We start from the raw sequence: 16,623 nt of genomic DNA, 5'->3' as shown, positions 1-16,623 counted from the left end.
AGATGTCAAATTTTTAAAATTATTTAGGAAAATGTAGTTCTCTGAATAACAATTATTCAGAGTAACATGGAATGATGCCTAGGATTGGCATACATAAATAAGGAAATTTTTATGTTTAAAAAAACAATACTTTCTACACTGATTGGGTTTGGCATTGCAGCAAACAGCTATGCAATGAATCCTCAGCCAGATCCACAAAACCCAACGGGCTACATCGTATCATCAGCTGAAATTCAAGCAGCAGAAGATGCTAAAACGCTTAACCCTATGTACGACGTATGGGCAAAAGCACTCGAAACTCGTGAAAATTCAATCGTTGAAGCAGTTGAACCAGGCCTTTCTACTAACCCGGAAAACGTTAAACGTGTTGAGCGTGTATTCCCTCAGTCTGAGTGGGATTTCTTAACGCAGATGGCGGCACCTGAATACACTTACACTCGCTTCTTACGTGCAATCGCTAAATTCCCAGCTTTCTGTGGTGAATATACTGATGGTCGTGATTCTGACTTTATCTGTAAAAAATCTATCGTGACTGCATTTGCTCATTTCTCACAAGAAACTGGCGGTCATATCTCTACAGATAATGTTTCAGATAACCCACTACGTTTAGAAGAGTGGCAACAAGCACTCGTTCACGTTCGTGAAATGGGATGGTCTGAAGGTCAAGCAGGTTACACAACAGGTTGTGGTCAAAATGATTGGCAAAATGCTCGTTGGCCTTGTGCTGCAGGCGAAGGTTACTTTGGTCGTGGTGCGAAACAGCTTTCTTACCACTTTAACTACGGTATGTTCTCAGAAGCAATGTTTGACGGTGATGCAACTGTATTACTTAATAACCCAGGTTTAGTTGCCGATTCTTGGTTAAACCTTGCATCAGCAATCTGGTTCTTCTTGACGCCACAAGCTCCAAAACCAGCGATGCTACACGTTATCGACCGTACTTGGGCGCCTTCTGAGCGTGAAGCAGCAGCCGGTATTACTTACGGATTTGGTACAACGATTAATGTAATTAATGGTGGTATTGAATGTGGTGAGGTGAACAAAAATAAAGGTCAACCTGTTAACCGTATTCGTTACTGGGAAGGTTTATCTGAGCATTACCAAATTCCAATCGAAGCTGACGAGAAAAATACTTGTTACCAGCAAACACCTTACGGCAGCATCAACCTGAACGGCGCAACTGACGTACTTTACACAAACTGGGATGGTAACTGGAAGTACTATTCTGATCGTCCAGAAGGTCAATCTTTTGAGTGTGAATTAGTTGGTTTCCAAACGGCATATTCTGCATTAGTTCCAGGTGATTACGAGAAGTGTGTTACTAACTTCTACGGCTCACATGCAAACTGGCCTGAAGTACGTGTAAGTGATGAGATCGTTGTTACTCCAACACCAGTGCCATGTGATGATTGTGATCCACTAGTTCCAGCTTGGGATGCGAAAAAAGTATACACAGGTGGCGATCAAGTTAGCTACCAAGGTGCAACTTATGAAGCTAAATGGTGGAGTCAAGATAACCTACCTTCAGATGGTGGTCCATGGAAATTAGTAGGTAATGCACCAGCACCAACTGCTACACCAGCACCAACTGCTACACCAGCACCAACTGCTACGCCAGCACCGACTGCTACGCCAGCACCGACTGCTACGCCAGCACCAACTGCTACGCCAGCACCAACTGCTACGCCAGCACCAACTGCTACGCCAGCACCGACTGCTACGCCAACACCAACGCCAGCACCAACAGCTACGCCAACACCGGTTGTAGGTGGTGATACATGGGATGCAAGCACTATCTACCTTTCTGGTGATACTGTAATTGTTAACGGTGTAACATATAAAGCACAGTGGTGGACTAAAGGTGAAAACCCAGAAACAACGGGTCAATGGGGTGTTTGGAAGAAAGCTTAATTAGCCCTTCTAAATAACGTCACTATAAGCCTCAATCAAATTTGATTGGGGCTTTTTTATTTATTAATTTCCACTTATACCAATGGTATTTGGAAAATGCTCTAAGCAATTGGGGTTAAAAACAACAACATGTTCATTGATTTTAACCTGCGAGATTGAGCAGATATTTATCTAGGTTAGGGTCAGTTATCCTCCCGTCAAAATAGGTACAAGATAAGACTCTTCGCCTTGTTAATTCTTTTACTATTAATTAGCACTTACCTTGCCATGCTTTTTCTTCAAATACTTCCATTTCCGTTCAATCAATATTCTCTCCCCTTAATAGAAGCAACTATTTATTATCTTTCAGATAATACCAATTCCGCTAATATAGTGATCAAATATTACGCAGGAAAAAGGAGTTAGTTTAAGGCTAAAATTGATGTAAATGGTTTTTCCCTTTACGAAATTTTTAACGCTGAAATAGCTTCTTTTAACCAGTAAGATTGATCAGCTATCTAGTGGATTTGGTATAAAACACAAACATTACACCTTATGACACTATTTAGAATACTTAGGCATGCCTTTGTAATCTCACAGGTGTCCAAGAAAAGCGCTGGATTGAGGTATTGTTGTTATTAACGCTTAAGTAAAAATAGAATTATACCAATCGAATTAAGTATATGATCTAAATTTTGGCAGGAAAACTGACTTACCCCAAGGAAAACATCTACATAAGCAATTGTTTTATTTTAGAAAAACCCAAAAAATGGGTAAATTACTTTAACCCATCAAATAGATCAGTTATTTATTGCGCTTGCTATTATTTAAGAAGATGAACCAAGTTTAATCTGTTTAGTATTGTGATGAAGTTTATTAGTAACTGAAAGGCAGAGTAAATTGGAGAAGAGAATAACTCTCTTAATGGAACTAAAAAGGGATGCAATTGCATCCCTTTAAAACAGTTAATCAGTTCATTGTGCTTATTTAACTACTTTCCACACACCCCATGGACCTGTTGTGCCTGGTTGCTCACCAGTTGTCCACCATCCAGCAACGTAAGTGGTGCCATTCACCACAACACTATCACCTTTAAGGTAAATTGCATCAGCGTTCCAAGTAGAGTCACCAGTGACAGGTGTTGGTGTTACAACCGGTGTTGGCGTTACAACTGGTGTTGGCGTTACAACCGGTGTTGGTGTTACAACCGGTGTTGGCGTTACAACCGGTGTTGGTGTTACAACCGGTGTTGGCGTTACAACTGGTGTTGGGACAGAACCATCACAATTTGCAATACCGATGCTTTTCCAAACACCCCATTCACCAACTGTTGCAGGATCTGTTCCCTGTGTCCACCATTGTGCTTGCCAAATTTGGCCTGAAGCTAACGCTAGATCACCAGTGTTGTAAACTTTACCAACTTCCCATGCTTCACTGCATCCACCAACAGTATTAGTGGTCGCAATTGCTGTGATTGTTGATGAATATTGAGTTCGATTCTTATCAATATCAAAGTTTAACTTTAATGTTGCAGTACCGCTTTTAGATGCACCAAACTCAACACTTACATCACAACTTTGCGAAGGCTGTAAAGTAATAGCAGAACAGTTATCTTCAGTTATCATTGCGTTGCTAGTGACACCATAAGTGGCAATATCAAGATTATTGAAGTTAAACTCCATATCACCACTGTTCTTAATAGTGAAACTATGCGTTTTTAACTCTCCAACCACAAAACTTGATAAAGCTTGTGTTGCAGTATAATCCACAGCAACATTCCCTAGTTGATCATTCACAACACTATCAATCCAAGGGCGAAGTGCTGCAATATCACTGTATACACCGTACTTACCTTCGCGTGCACAACCAATACCCCAGCTTACAATACCCAACTGAGTAACTTGTCCTGATTGATTAACTACAATTGGACCGCCACTGTCTCCCTGACAAGAATCAATCCCACCCTCTGCAACACCCGCACAGAAAGAAACATCACCTACAGTGGTATAGTTTCCGCCCGCAGTACGACAAGCAGCATCAGAAAGCAATGGCACATCAACTTCTTGCAATACGGTTGGAGACGAACCACCTTCAGATAGGCGACCAAGACCGGCAACGGTTAACGCATCGCCTGGGCGAACGTACTGCTCAAGAGCGCCATCAGCAATATCAACAACCGTTGCGTTGGTTAACACTCGGTCTAGTTTTAATAACGCGACATCATTAGCTAAATTTTTCTTGCTATAACTTGGATGAACATAAACCTGTGTTACATTGGCACGTTCACCATCCGTTCCACCATATCGATAACCGCCAACCTTAACGGCAATCGTAGAGGCAGCATCACCATCAACACAGTGTGCTGCCGTTAATACAAAACCCTCCCCAATGTAACTCGCGCCACAATAAGAACGATTACCGGTTTTACTCACTAGTTGGGTATAAAATTTCCAATCAGCGGGGTTTGCATCATAACCACCAACAATACGTGGCTGTATAGCATCACTTGCCATCGAAGTGGCTGGTAACAATAACATTGACAGTAACGATAATTTTCCTAACTTTTGCATATAAAATCCTTTTACATAAAAAAGGTCATTGAAAAGACAATGACAACGCAAATAATACTAACACTACTAAGTAATTATTATTAGAGATATAATGCGAATAGCATCGCAGAAACGACAATCAAACAACCACAACTTATACGTTTATCATTCTGTATTTTAAGGAAAATAGTTTGTTTAAAAATCCGAAAAAACCTATATTATGAGCCAAGCAGAGACGCAATCTAACAGACGAGGGAACACTATGATTTCTAAATGGGCAGAACGATTTATTCAAATGGCAGAGCTAGTCGCTTCATGGAGCAAAGACCCTTCGACGCAAGTAGGTGCCGTGATCACTGAGCATAATCGGATTGTATCGCTTGGCTTTAATGGTTATCCACACGGTATTTCTGACAGCGCGGCCACAGATAGCAGAGACTTAAAACTACTGAAGACATTACATGCTGAAGAAAATGCCATACTCTATGCAAAGCGTGATTTGAGCGGTTGTGAAATTTGGGTGACACATTTCCCCTGCCCTAACTGCGCAGCAAAAATCATTCAAACCGGAATTAGTGCTGTACATTGTCCTGAACAAAGTGAAGATTTTTTATCGCGCTGGGGAGAAAAAGTGGCATTAAGTGAAAATATGTTTACGCAAGCAGGCGTTAGTGTCAACTGGTTAACCGCAGATAAAGCTTAGCTAAATGACATAACTGGATAAGTGTTTTATAAGTTATAGATCACTTATTCCGTGTTATATCACTCCATGCAGTGCAGACCATCGACTCATCCTTTTAACGCCTTGATATAGCATGAAATAAACCAATTAAAAGTTTTTCAAACGTAATAAAGCGCTTTTTATTGGTAACACTGCATAGTTTTCCTTTATCTGCTGTACTTTATAGTGTCTAAATATTTCACTAAGGTAAGCACAAATAACGTTTAACGGTGCTGATGCAAATAATTTTGGATTCGATGAATAATCATTACCATGATGTAGAAACCACATTTGATTATCTTGCTCCTGCATAAAACCCAACCTCCTTATCGTTTTTCTTAATTTATCCAATACATTATCTACATCTTTATTTTCAGCTTCGAATTCATCATACAAAATAGCGACTGTATTAATTGCTTTTTGATTAGGTAATAAAGATACGTTGTATAAATTTCCCATTTGATAGCCTCTTATTGAATAGGTTGATCGGAGCACTTATGATGGATAAGTACATATTAGCAATCGCTATAATACAGGCGTAGAACAAAAAATAGTGTTCCCAAAAGAACACTCCCAGCTATAAATATGATATTTATGATAATTTATTTAGTTAATTTATCAGTCTATTTGAAGGTAAATAAAACTAAAATAATGCGCCCAAGCATCTTTTTCATCCGCACCATACGCTATATTAACGGCTTCTTTACCTTTACCAGAAGATACTATGTCTATCGTTAATATTGATAACATCCAATGGCCTTGTCCGTTATCGAAAGACTTAAAACAGCAATTATTAGCACTATCTCATCCCGGAAAAGGAATGCCAAACACCAATAAAAATATGTCATTACCCGGTATTTATTACATTACAAAAGGGACAGGTATTCTTTTCATTACTTGCGATAACATGAGTAGTTCACTTGGCCTGGCCATTGGAGTTAATGATTGGACTGGTGCAAGCTCTATCGGAAATGATAATAAAGTTTTATTAATGTCACTGGAATTAGAACCTGTACAACACCTCTTTTTCCCCAAACAAAAACTCGAGTTACTTGCAAAGCAAAACCTAGAAGCTTTCAAATTTTTATACCATTGCGTGACCACTGAGCATCCTCAAGTTTTTCAGGCCTCGCTCACTTCGCTCCATGATAGAGAAGTTCGCATTGCTTATAGCTTGCTTTCACTGGCGCAAAAGAAGTCGTTCATTAAAGGAGCAAATATGTCACTTAAAATAACGCAGGCGCAATTATCCACAATCACCGGTCTAACTCGCCCAAGAATTAACGAAGCGCTAAAAAAATTTGAGAAAGCACAAGAGATTTCGATGACACGCGGTGAGATCCATATCATCGACGTAAATGCCTTAGGAAATAGGCTTAATCAGCTTAATACCATGTTTAGCGACCCACGCAAAACGTAAACAGCAGCCAATGTAACCTATTCACAAAATAAAGAGCCATTTTGCTGTTTATACAAGGCAGAGCCTATGCCGTGTAGTTATTCAACATCAGTAGGTGAAAATGCAGTAAAAATGGTCAACAAATGTTGCCCGACGGGTTCAACACAACACGCTCTGCCCCTGCTCTATTTGACTTCGTCAAACAGTACGCAATACAAAATGAAAAGACGTTTTGCTAACCGTTAGACGAAATGCCTTTAGAATGACTAAGCTACATTTCGTCTGCCTTGCTCAAAACACGTTGTGTTGAGCAAAAGTTAAATGGCAAAGATCAGCCGACTCTAGCAATGAAACAATAATTTCAACCTATAATTGATCTTAATAGTTAGATTATGGCAAGTTCCAGCCCATTCACTATATTTTTTTAACAGTGCATCAACTAAAGGCTTCCTCATGAATAAAACCAATAAGCTATTTACTTTCCTATTAATTACCCTGTTTGTTGAAAGCTTAATATTAGGCGTTATTTACAACAGTTATTTTCCTGCGTTTGTCATTGGCTTGCCAACACTACTCGTGCCCATATACTTTTATAAAACGGCACCATTCGCAGCGATTACACGGCATGTTTCAGCCATCGCTGTGATGATATATGCAGCGTTGCACATACACCAAGCATACGGATTAATCGAAGTTCATTTCGAAATATTTATTTTGCTAGGGCTACTAATAATTTATCAAGATTGGCGCATTTTTATTTCTGCACTTTTAGTGATTGCAGTGCATCACTTGTCTTTCTATTATTTACAAAAAAGCGGTGCAGAAATTTATGTTTTTGATCAAGATAGGCTCTTTTTCAGCACAGTATTAATTCATGCCGGCTATGCGATTATAGAGGCCTTTATTGCCGGCTATATTGCCAGAGAAATGAAAAAAGAAAGCAGAGCGGGTGAAGAGTTATCTATTATTGCTAGCAAACTGACCGCAGATAAAAATGCTATTGATTTAAGCATTAAAACCGATGCCAGAAAAAGCAAAACATTACAATCATTTAATGAGTTATTAGACGTATTGGCTCATGTAATTAGTGGCGTAAAGGAACAGGTAATAGACCTTAATAACAATGCAAACAACCTATTAACTACCAAATTAGACTTAGAAAATTCATCTGCACAACGTCAGCAGGAAACAGAGCTCATTGCTACATCTGCAGAAGATATGGTCATAAAAATAGACTTAATTGCAGCAGAGTCAAGTCAACTAAGCCTACAAATGCAAGAAGCTAATAACCACACGCAGTTAACACACGATGATATCGTTACAATTAATCAACAGAATCAAGATTTAACTCTCGCTCTTGAGGAAACCAGTAAAAAAGTCACAGAACTGGCCAATTCAACAGAAATCATCACCAAAGTACTTTCAGAAATTAGTGGTATTGCCGAGCAAACCAATCTGCTTGCCCTTAATGCAGCAATAGAGGCAGCAAGAGCCGGTGAACAAGGGCGTGGGTTTGCAGTCGTTGCCGATGAAGTGCGTGCGCTAGCAAATAGAACTAAAGAGAGCACTGCGCAAATAGGTAGCACGCTATCTCTTTTACAAGAATATTCAAAATCGACGATAGATGCGATGACAAATAGCGCTGATATTGTAAAATCAGTTATTGAAAGTACTAATAAGGCACAAGATCAGATCAGTAAAGCCTCTGACTTGGTTGAACAAGCGAATGTCATTTCAAATAACGTCGCCACTGCAGTTAATCAACAAGCAGCCACAACAGATGGTATTGCCAGAAGTGCTGAAACATTAAAAGAAACCGTTCAATCAGACACACAAAGAGTTAAAGCGTTAGCGAATGTAGCGGGAGAAGTAAGCCAAACGGCTGAGGAAATGGGGGATAACATTGCAAGGTTCAAGTAGTAAAATATCTACGTTTCAATGGCTAATACTTATATTTTGGATCGTTTTTACGGTATCAGCTTTTGCTTATTTTACCTCTGATAGATTAATTGACTTTGACGCAGATGATAAGTTGCAGGGTATGGATGCCAAAAAATTAAGCCCACATTTTGAGGTTTATATTAAAAATACGCCCGTAGAAAACAAAAAAACAATATTGCATTTTTCAACGCCAGATTGTGAGTGCCAAATCAATATTAAATCCCATAGCAAAGCCATTGACAGACTTGCAAAACGTAATGCTTTTCAGGTCCAACATATTACCATTGATGAGCATGATGTTATCCCCTCAACACCTTCAATTGCGGTGCTTGGAAATGATGGACAAGTAGTTTACTTTGGACCTTACGGACAAGGGCTCACATGTAATGAAACATCCGGTTTTGCGCAAACCGTACTTAATAACTACCTAAAGGGTTATGCCAATAATATTGTCATTAAAGAAGCGCAAGGCTGTTATTGTCCAACATAAAAATAAAGGTTAAGAAACGAAAAAGCGCCAACGATTTCTCGTTAGGGCTTCATCTGAATATGCCAGGGGTGGAGAGATTCGAACTCCCAACATTCAGGTCTGGAATCAATTGAAAGCACCTATACCGACTTAGCTACACTTGCATATTCTTACATCAGAATTTGCACCTATTTGCATAAACTAATACTTACTTAGACGCTAAAACTCATAGAATGTGCCCTGTGATACTTAGAGTTGGAAATTCAATAATGATAGCGACAAGAGATAACCGTTAAATGAGTATCTGTCACTGCACAAACAAGCCGATTGGTTTCATCAATACGTCTAGACCAAAATCCAGATAAATTTTCTTTTAATGCCTCAGGCTTTCCTATTCCTTCAAATGGAGAGCGTTTAGTGTCACTAATTAGTTTATTAATTCGCTTTAAGGTCTTTTTGTCCTGACCTTGCCAGTAAAGATAACCTTTCCAGGCTTCATCAGTCCATGCAAGCAACCTAGTCATTCGGAATCTCTCTTTCAACCACTTTAGCGAGCTGAAACTGCTCAATAGATTTAGATAAATGTGCAGCATTTGCAGGAGATTTCAATAAATGAACTGTTTCCATCAAGCTATTATAATGATCCATCGACATGACCACTGCATCTTCAGCATCACGCCTAGTGATAATAGTATAATCAATATCATTAACCACATTATCTAAAACTGATTTCAGACCATTTCGTGCCTCGGTGAAAGATACAATACGCATAAATTACCTCTTGAGTTGTACAACTAATAAGACAAGTATAACTAAAAAACAACATGTGCAACATTTGGTACATGTTCCGATATGAAATGATTTAACTAACAAATAGGCCTGTTGTGCCAGACATAAAGTGAATTTGTGTTTTTGTGATTGTGCTTACAGTGTTTTTTTGGTGTGTTGGAACACCTACAGTCGGGAGATAAAAGCAATAACAAAAACGCTAATCTATTTGCGTTTATCGTTAAATAATTTCCAATAGGAAGCCTTTGTAAGCGTTGGATTTCGTTGTACACACAATACGCACATGGTTAGACAGGATATGGACAAGAGTAATTAATAGCTTCGTGGTAACTAGAGGGGATACTTTAGTTGTAAAGTAGCTGTAAGCTTTTGTATATTTGTAAACATTAGCCTAGAAACAACAAAGCCCCGACAATTGTCGAGGCTTCATATAAAAGTGGCAGGGGTGGAGAGATTCGAACTCCCAACATTCGGATTTGGAATCCGACGTTCTGCCGTTGGAACTACACCCCTGCAGACGCGGTGAATAATACCTAAGCCAAAAATAATGTAAAGCACCTTTTAATGAAACTCGACTCAACTGCTTACAATTCCAACAATAAAATAAAATCACCACTAAAAATGCCAACTTGCGCATAGTTAATACTGATGATTATTTTCATTATGTGGATGAAAAAAACTAATAAGCCCAGTTTCCATTGCTTGCCGTTACACACTGGTGTATTTTGCTATTTCTAGCAATTGCTTATAAAGGACTTTTAATCAATGAGTGTTAACCAACCTAGCATCAAACCAGCTAATCCTAATTTCTCATCTGGCCCCTGTGCTAAACGCCCGGGTTACGATATTAATCAACTAGATCTCTCCACTTTAGGGCGTTCTCATCGTGCAAAAGTCGGTAAAGATGCATTACAGAAAGTAATTAGTGATACCGCAACGCTTCTAAAACTACCTGAAGGTTATCGTGTGGGTATTGTGCCCGCTTCCGATACGGGTGCAATGGAGATGATCATGTGGTCTGTGCTTGGCGCTCGCCCGGTTGATGTGTGTTACTGGGAGTCCTTTGGACAAGGTTGGTTTGCAGATATTAGCAAACAGTTAAAACTAGACAATATAAATGAGATAAAAGCCGGTTATGGGCAGTTACCAGACCTTTCCCAGGTTAACCCGAAGCATGACTGCATTTTCACCTGGAATGGCACGACATCGGGTGTCAAAGTTGAAAGTGCTGACTTTATTTCCGATGAACGTGAAGGATTAACCATTTGTGATGCAACTTCCGCAGTTTTTGCAATGCAGATGCCGTGGGAAAAGCTTGATGTTACTACCTTTAGTTGGCAGAAAGTATTAGGTGGTGAAGGTGGTCATGGGATGATTATTTTAAGTCCACGTGCAGTTGAGCGCTTAGAAAGCTACACACCGAGTTGGCCACTACCAAAGATTTTCCGATTAACCGCAGGCGGTAAATTAATTGAAGGGATTTTTGAGGGCGCAACAATTAACACCCCTTCTATGCTGTGTGTTGCCGATTATCAAGATGCATTAAATTGGATCAAAGAGATAGGCGGTGTGGATGCGAGTATTAAAAAATCACAGGATAACCTAGCTGTATTGAGTCAATTTGTTGCACAGCACGAATGGATCAACTTCTTAGCAGAAACAGAGGCTACGCGATCTAATACCAGCGTTTGCCTATCGGTTGCATTAAGTGATGAGCAACTTAAACAATTTATTAAGTTACTCGCAGAGCATCAAGTGGCCTTTGATATCAATGCTTACAAAGACGCACCGAGCGGTTTAAGAATCTGGTGTGGCAGTACCGTTGAACAAAGTGATCTTGAAGCGTTAATGCCTTGGTTGTACTGGGCATATCAACAAGTTAACGCATAATAGTTAATAATGGGTCTAAAGGGCCCATTATTAAACTTATCCAATTTAAAAGAGGGTGCAGCTCTCGCCTTTACATCATACAATCCCTAGCGATATGTAAAATAGTTGGAGATGCTGGTCTTTCAAGCTTATTTTTGCAACAAATGTTGCCCTAAGGGTTCAACATACCTTGCTCTTGTTATCTTTGACTACATCAAATAAAACGTAATGCAAAACTAAAAATCCTTTGCTATCCGTTAGAAGAATTTGCTTAGAATGACGAAATCACATTCCGTCTTCCTTACTCAAAACGTATTGTGTTGAACAAAACTTAAATTTTACAGAACAACATTCCATAATAACAAACCATTTAAAACAACGAGGTAAACGATGAGCGAACAACAATTTGATTTTGATTATATCTGTATTGGTGGTGGCAGTGGCGGTATCGCATCAGCAAATCGTGCGTCGATGTATGGTGCAAAAGTAGCGATTATTGAAGCGAAAGACTTAGGTGGCACCTGTGTTAACGTCGGTTGTGTACCTAAAAAAGTGATGTGGCATGGCGCACAAGTGGCTGAAGCAATAAATTTATATGCACCTGATTATGGGTTTGATTTAGATGTGAAAGCCTTTAGCTGGGCAAAAATGGTAGAGAATCGTCAAGCCTACATTGGCCGAATTCATGATTCTTATGACCGTGTTTTAGGTAATAATAAAGTTGAAGTGATCAAAGGTTTTGCGACTTTTGTAGATAAAAATACCGTTGAGGTTGATGGGAAACATTACACAGCTAAACATATCACCATTGCAACGGGAGGACGCCCTTCTATCCCTAATATTCCTGGTGCTGAATTTGGTATCGACTCAAATGGGTTCTTTGATATTGTTGAACAACCCAAACGAGTAGCGGTCGTTGGTGCGGGCTATATTGCCGTTGAGATTGCAGGCGTATTAAGTGCATTAGGCACAGAAACACACCTTTTTGTGCGTAAAGCGTCGCCACTGCGTAGCTTTGATCCGTTAATCGTTGATACTCTTGTTGAAGTGATGGCAGCAGAAGGACCCACTCTACATACACATTCAACGCCTAAAGAGGTTGTTAAAGAACCCGATGGTAGCTTAACACTACATATTGAAAATGGTGAGTCGTACAATGTCGACACGCTAATTTGGGCAATAGGTCGCCACCCTGCGACGGATGTAATCAACCTACAGGCAACGGGTGTTGAAACTAACGCGCGTGGCTATATCAAGGTAGATGAATACCAACAGACGAATATTCCCGGAATCTATTGTGTTGGCGATATTATGGAGGGCGGTGTCGAGTTAACCCCTGTGGCTGTAAAAGCAGGTCGTCAACTTTCTGAGCGTTTATTCAATGGGCAAACTAACGCAAAAATGGATTACAACTTGATCCCAACAGTGGTATTTAGCCATCCACCTATTGGTACGATCGGCTTAACAGAAGCTGAAGCGATCGCACAATATGGCGAAAGTGACGTTAAAGTCTATCAATCAGGTTTTACTGCAATGTATACAGCAGTGACGCAACACCGCCAACCGTGCAAAATGAAATTGGTTTGTGCAGGTGAAAATGAAGTGGTCGTTGGGCTACATGGTATTGGCTTTGCGGTTGATGAAATGATTCAAGGCTTTGCGGTTGCGATGAAAATGGGCGCAACTAAAGCTGATTTTGATAGTGCAGTTGCAATCCACCCAACGGGATCTGAGGAATTTGTGACGATGCGCTAGGCGCTAGCTTCTCTTTTAGCGCAGTAATAATCAGAGCAGTTTATCTCTGATTATTACTGCGCTTTTAATTCCCAGAAGACTTCTCAAGGCTTGCTAACACTTTTAATTTAGTGCGAATAAATTCGCTATGGGGAACATATAATAGCCCAGCCACACGACGAATTATTGCTTCTTCAATCTCATCTAAATATGCATCTGCATAAGCAACCTGCCACATCATTTCTATCACATTAATGCGCTCATCGTGCTCAAGATCCGACAATAAAGAGGTAAAATCAAAAATGGAATTAGATTCAAGCATATCTTGCTGTGCAAGTTGCATCATGGTTTCCACTTCATCTTTTGTTATTTTAAGTAGTTTGATTAAACAGTGTTTTATCGCATCAAGCTCAATCTCTGAAGAATTATGATCCGCGTAGGCAACGGCGCATAAGAGCGAGGCGATAGCGACACGATGATCGCTTTTTTGTTCATCCTCATCAACGTTTAACAGCGATGAAAGATAGTTGGTCACTTTTTTTATCAAAATAGCTCCTATTTTAGGATTACGGATGATTGAATGTCACAGTCAATGTATTATCTACTTTGAACATTAAACACCCAAAAAGTTCAGCATTTTACTTAATCACTTTTAAACAAGGTAATACCATGAAATTAAATCGCTTATTTATCGGCTTCGCGCTTATCACCCTACTTAGCGCTTGTAGTAAAGCACCTGTTCCTGAAGAGGGGAAACAATATAAGCGTTTACCTGAAGCAATAGACAGCACCCAGTTTGCGCCTGTCACAGAAGTATTCTCATTGAGCTGTATCCATTGTAGAAACATGGAAGATATCATTCCAACTTTACAACAAGCTATCGGTCAAGATATCGCTAAAATGCATGTGGTCTTTAATCAACCCTCTTACGTTGCGGCTATGTTTTATTATGCAGCTGAAATGCAAAGCAATGGCACCCCAGATCATCAGTTTATGTTAGATCTATTTGCGACTTTCCAAATGCCTAAAGAGAGTAGCGCTGATGAGCAAACAGCAGCCATGCTTAAAGTATTTGAATCTCGTGGTTTAGTAAGCCCAATTAGCTACAACGAACAACAGTTAGATGAACTGAAAAAACGTGTTGACCAAGTAGAGCTATTATCGAAACAAAGCGAGATACAATCGGTACCTACTTTCATTGTAAAAGGTAAATATGAAGTGATCACATCGGGCCATGATAAAAAAGAAGATATGAGTGAAACGATTAAATTTCTCTTAGAGAAATAGATAGTTATACCAATTCCGCTAATATAGTGATCAAATATTACGCCGGAAAAAGTAGTTAGTTCAAGGCGAAAATTGATGTAAATGGTTGTTCCCTTTACGAAATTTTTAACGCTGAAATAGCTTCTTTTAACCAGCAAGATTGATCAGTTATTTAGTGGATTTGGTATTAATCGGCGATGAAGCACTGTTAACTTCAGTGCTTCATACAAAGACAACTAAGCGACTTTTTTAGCCTCTGCTTGACTTGCGAGGTATTCTTCTAACGTTCCTTGAAAATCAACAACCTGCTTATCTTTTATGTCAATAATGCGTGTTGCTAAGGATGATACAAATTCACGATCATGACTAACCACAATCAAAGTGCCCTCAAAGACTTTTAAGGCATTATTTAATGCTTCAATCGCTTCCATATCCATATGGTTAGTTGGCTCATCCATAATCAATACGTTGAGATCAGACATCATTAACTTACCAAATAATAGGCGATTTTTCTCTCCACCAGAGCAGTTACGCGCTTTTTTATTGGCATCGTCTTCACTAAATAGTAAACGCCCTAACATTCCGCGTACCATCAGATCATTATGGCATGGACGACGATATTGGGTCATCCAATCCATGATCGTTAAGTCGTTATCAAATAGATGTCCACTGTCCTGAGGGCAATAACCGATAGTGGCATTTTCAGACCATTTAACGACACCTTCTTGTGCCGTTAACTCATTGACTAAACAACGTAAAAAAGTCGTTTTACCAACCCCATTTTCACCGATAATCGCAAGTTTAGCGCCCGCTTCCAAAATTAAGTCACCATTTTCAAAAAGTTTTCCCTCTTCAAAACCGTGCCCTAACTTTTCTAAGACTAAAGCTTGGCGGTGCATTTTTTTACCCGGCGCAAAGCTGATACTCGGTGTAATACGACTTGAGGATTTCACATCATCAAGCTTTATTTTATCCATTTTTTTCGCTCGAGAACTGGCTTGCTTCGCTTTTGAAGCGTTAGCACCAAAGCGATTAACGAAGTCTTGAAGCTCTTCAATTTCTGCGCTTTTCTTAGCATTTCCTGCTAGTAATTGCTCACGTAACAAAGCAGACTGCGCTAAAAAGTATTCATAGTTACCCGGGTAAATACGCAACTCACCGTAATCGATATCAGCCATATGTGTGCACACTGCATTTAAGAAATGGCGATCATGCGAAATGATGATCATGGTGCATTTTCGTTTATTAAGTTCTGTTTCTAACCAACTGATAGTATGAATGTCCAAGTTATTAGTTGGTTCATCGAGCAGTAATATTTCTGGGTTCGCAAATAGTGCCTGTGCGAGTAAAACACGTAGCTTCCAGCCAGGGGCAACCTGTTGCATTAAACCGTAATGGAATGACTCTTCAATTCCAGCATCCAGTAAAATTTCGCCAGCGCGACTCTCTGCACTATAACCATCCATCTCTGCAAACTGGCTTTCAAGATCGCCAACACGCATGCCATCTTCTTCGCTCATATCCGCTTTGGCGTAAATTGCATCACGCTCCTGCTTGATCTTCCAAAGTGCAGTGTCTCCCATGATAACCGTATCAATCACACTGTACGCTTCAAAGGCGAACTGATCTTGGCTTAATGTGCCCACTTTATAACCCGGTGTGATAGAGACATTGCCAGAGGTTGGAATTAATGCACCACTGAGAATCTTCATAAAAGTTGATTTGCCACAGCCGTTGGCACCGATAAGTCCGTAGCGGTTGCCGTTGCCAAACTTGGCAGAGATATTTTCAAATAGTGGCTCTGGGCCAAATTGCATGGTGATATTAGAAGTTGCGATCACGATATTATTCCTAGTCTAAGTTAATTGATATTAACTAGCGAACTAGCAATATTGCATTAAAGGTGTTTATTGGGTCGCGAAGTATACAGCAAGAAAAACGTGAACCCCATCAAATTTAAGTTTCTTAATGAACATTTTTTAAACGCTATGCCAAC

At 39.7% G+C, this 16,623-nt stretch carries 13 protein-coding genes, 1 tRNA gene and 2 pseudogenes; 9 read left to right on the top strand and 7 right to left on the bottom strand.

The window, feature by feature from the left end:
* Nucleotides 1-111: 111 nt before the first annotated feature.
* Both CW745_RS10610 and CW745_RS17015 read left to right on the top strand, forming a co-directional pair.
* A pseudogene (locus CW745_RS10610) lies at nucleotides 112-1,551 on the top strand (chitinase); the annotation flags it as partial.
* A 237-nt stretch (nucleotides 1,552-1,788) separates the two neighbouring features.
* Nucleotides 1,789-1,911: pseudogene (locus tag CW745_RS17015) on the top strand (carbohydrate-binding protein); the annotation flags it as partial.
* A 962-nt stretch (nucleotides 1,912-2,873) separates the two neighbouring features.
* Here the strand turns inward: CW745_RS17015 and CW745_RS10605 are convergent.
* Nucleotides 2,874-4,460: a trypsin-like serine protease gene (locus CW745_RS10605; protein WP_101108614.1), complete on the bottom strand. Its 1,587-nt coding sequence runs from the start codon at nucleotides 4,458-4,460 to the stop codon at nucleotides 2,874-2,876.
* Between the two features lie 241 nt (nucleotides 4,461-4,701).
* On the opposite strand from CW745_RS10605, the gene CW745_RS10600 reads away from it, so the two are divergent.
* Nucleotides 4,702-5,142: a cytidine/deoxycytidylate deaminase family protein gene (locus CW745_RS10600; RefSeq protein ID WP_101108613.1), complete on the top strand. Its 441-nt coding sequence runs from the start codon at nucleotides 4,702-4,704 to the stop codon at nucleotides 5,140-5,142.
* A 126-nt stretch (nucleotides 5,143-5,268) separates the two neighbouring features.
* On the opposite strand, the gene CW745_RS10595 is transcribed toward CW745_RS10600, so the two are convergent.
* Nucleotides 5,269-5,619: a hypothetical protein gene (locus CW745_RS10595; protein WP_101108612.1), complete on the bottom strand. Its 351-nt coding sequence runs from the start codon at nucleotides 5,617-5,619 to the stop codon at nucleotides 5,269-5,271.
* 265 nt (nucleotides 5,620-5,884) lie between these two features.
* On the opposite strand from CW745_RS10595, the gene CW745_RS10590 reads away from it, so the two are divergent.
* From CW745_RS10590 to CW745_RS10580, 3 genes are all read left to right on the top strand, one after another.
* The gene (locus CW745_RS10590) at nucleotides 5,885-6,580 is read left to right on the top strand and encodes a Crp/Fnr family transcriptional regulator (RefSeq protein ID WP_101108611.1); all 696 of its coding nucleotides are present in this window, start codon (nucleotides 5,885-5,887) and stop codon (nucleotides 6,578-6,580) included.
* 432 nt (nucleotides 6,581-7,012) lie between these two features.
* Nucleotides 7,013-8,479, top strand: a complete 1,467-nt coding sequence (locus CW745_RS10585; protein WP_101108610.1) for a methyl-accepting chemotaxis protein — start codon at nucleotides 7,013-7,015, stop codon at nucleotides 8,477-8,479.
* Nucleotides 8,463-8,990, top strand: coding sequence for a DUF6436 domain-containing protein (locus tag CW745_RS10580; protein WP_101108609.1), 528 nt, complete (start codon nucleotides 8,463-8,465; stop codon nucleotides 8,988-8,990). The genes CW745_RS10585 and CW745_RS10580 overlap by 17 nt, the downstream gene beginning before the upstream one ends.
* Nucleotides 8,991-9,232: 242 nt before the next feature.
* Here the strand turns inward: CW745_RS10580 and CW745_RS10575 are convergent, their stop codons facing one another.
* The 3 genes from CW745_RS10575 to CW745_RS10565 form a co-directional block, all read right to left on the bottom strand.
* On the bottom strand, nucleotides 9,233-9,493 hold the full coding sequence (locus CW745_RS10575; RefSeq protein ID WP_101108608.1) for a Txe/YoeB family addiction module toxin: 261 nt from the start codon (nucleotides 9,491-9,493) through the stop codon (nucleotides 9,233-9,235).
* Nucleotides 9,486-9,740 (bottom strand): type II toxin-antitoxin system prevent-host-death family antitoxin, encoded by a 255-nt coding sequence (locus CW745_RS10570; protein ID WP_101108607.1) that lies wholly within the window; start codon nucleotides 9,738-9,740, stop codon nucleotides 9,486-9,488. Before CW745_RS10570 ends, CW745_RS10575 begins: the two co-directional genes overlap by 8 nt.
* A 455-nt stretch (nucleotides 9,741-10,195) precedes the next feature.
* Nucleotides 10,196-10,271: transfer RNA gene (locus CW745_RS10565), tRNA-Trp, on the bottom strand.
* Between the two features lie 252 nt (nucleotides 10,272-10,523).
* Between CW745_RS10565 and CW745_RS10560 the strand changes: the two genes are divergently transcribed.
* Nucleotides 10,524-11,648, top strand: coding sequence for a phosphoserine transaminase (locus CW745_RS10560; RefSeq protein WP_101108606.1), 1,125 nt, complete (start codon nucleotides 10,524-10,526; stop codon nucleotides 11,646-11,648).
* A gap of 369 nt (nucleotides 11,649-12,017) precedes the next feature.
* Nucleotides 12,018-13,382, top strand: coding sequence for a glutathione-disulfide reductase (gene gorA, locus CW745_RS10555; protein ID WP_101108605.1), 1,365 nt, complete (start codon nucleotides 12,018-12,020; stop codon nucleotides 13,380-13,382).
* A gap of 64 nt (nucleotides 13,383-13,446) precedes the next feature.
* Here gorA and CW745_RS10550 read toward each other — a convergent pair whose 3' ends face one another.
* Nucleotides 13,447-13,908, bottom strand: coding sequence for a TerB family tellurite resistance protein (locus tag CW745_RS10550; RefSeq protein ID WP_101108604.1), 462 nt, complete (start codon nucleotides 13,906-13,908; stop codon nucleotides 13,447-13,449).
* A gap of 122 nt (nucleotides 13,909-14,030) precedes the next feature.
* Here CW745_RS10550 and CW745_RS10545 point away from each other — a divergent pair, with 122 nt between their 5' ends.
* Nucleotides 14,031-14,648 (top strand): thiol:disulfide interchange protein DsbA/DsbL, encoded by a 618-nt coding sequence (locus tag CW745_RS10545; RefSeq protein WP_101108732.1) that lies wholly within the window; start codon nucleotides 14,031-14,033, stop codon nucleotides 14,646-14,648.
* 215 nt (nucleotides 14,649-14,863) lie between these two features.
* Here the strand turns inward: CW745_RS10545 and CW745_RS10540 are convergent, their stop codons facing one another.
* Nucleotides 14,864-16,468, bottom strand: a complete 1,605-nt coding sequence (locus CW745_RS10540; RefSeq protein WP_101108603.1) for an ABC-F family ATPase — start codon at nucleotides 16,466-16,468, stop codon at nucleotides 14,864-14,866.
* Nucleotides 16,469-16,623: the final 155 nt, after the last annotated feature.

Origin of the sequence: Psychromonas sp. psych-6C06 (genome assembly GCF_002835465.1) — a bacterium.
Lineage (GTDB): Bacteria > Pseudomonadota > Gammaproteobacteria > Enterobacterales > Psychromonadaceae > Psychromonas.
Note: the sequence above shows the minus strand (reverse complement) of the source record. Positions and strands in the feature narration are given on the sequence as shown.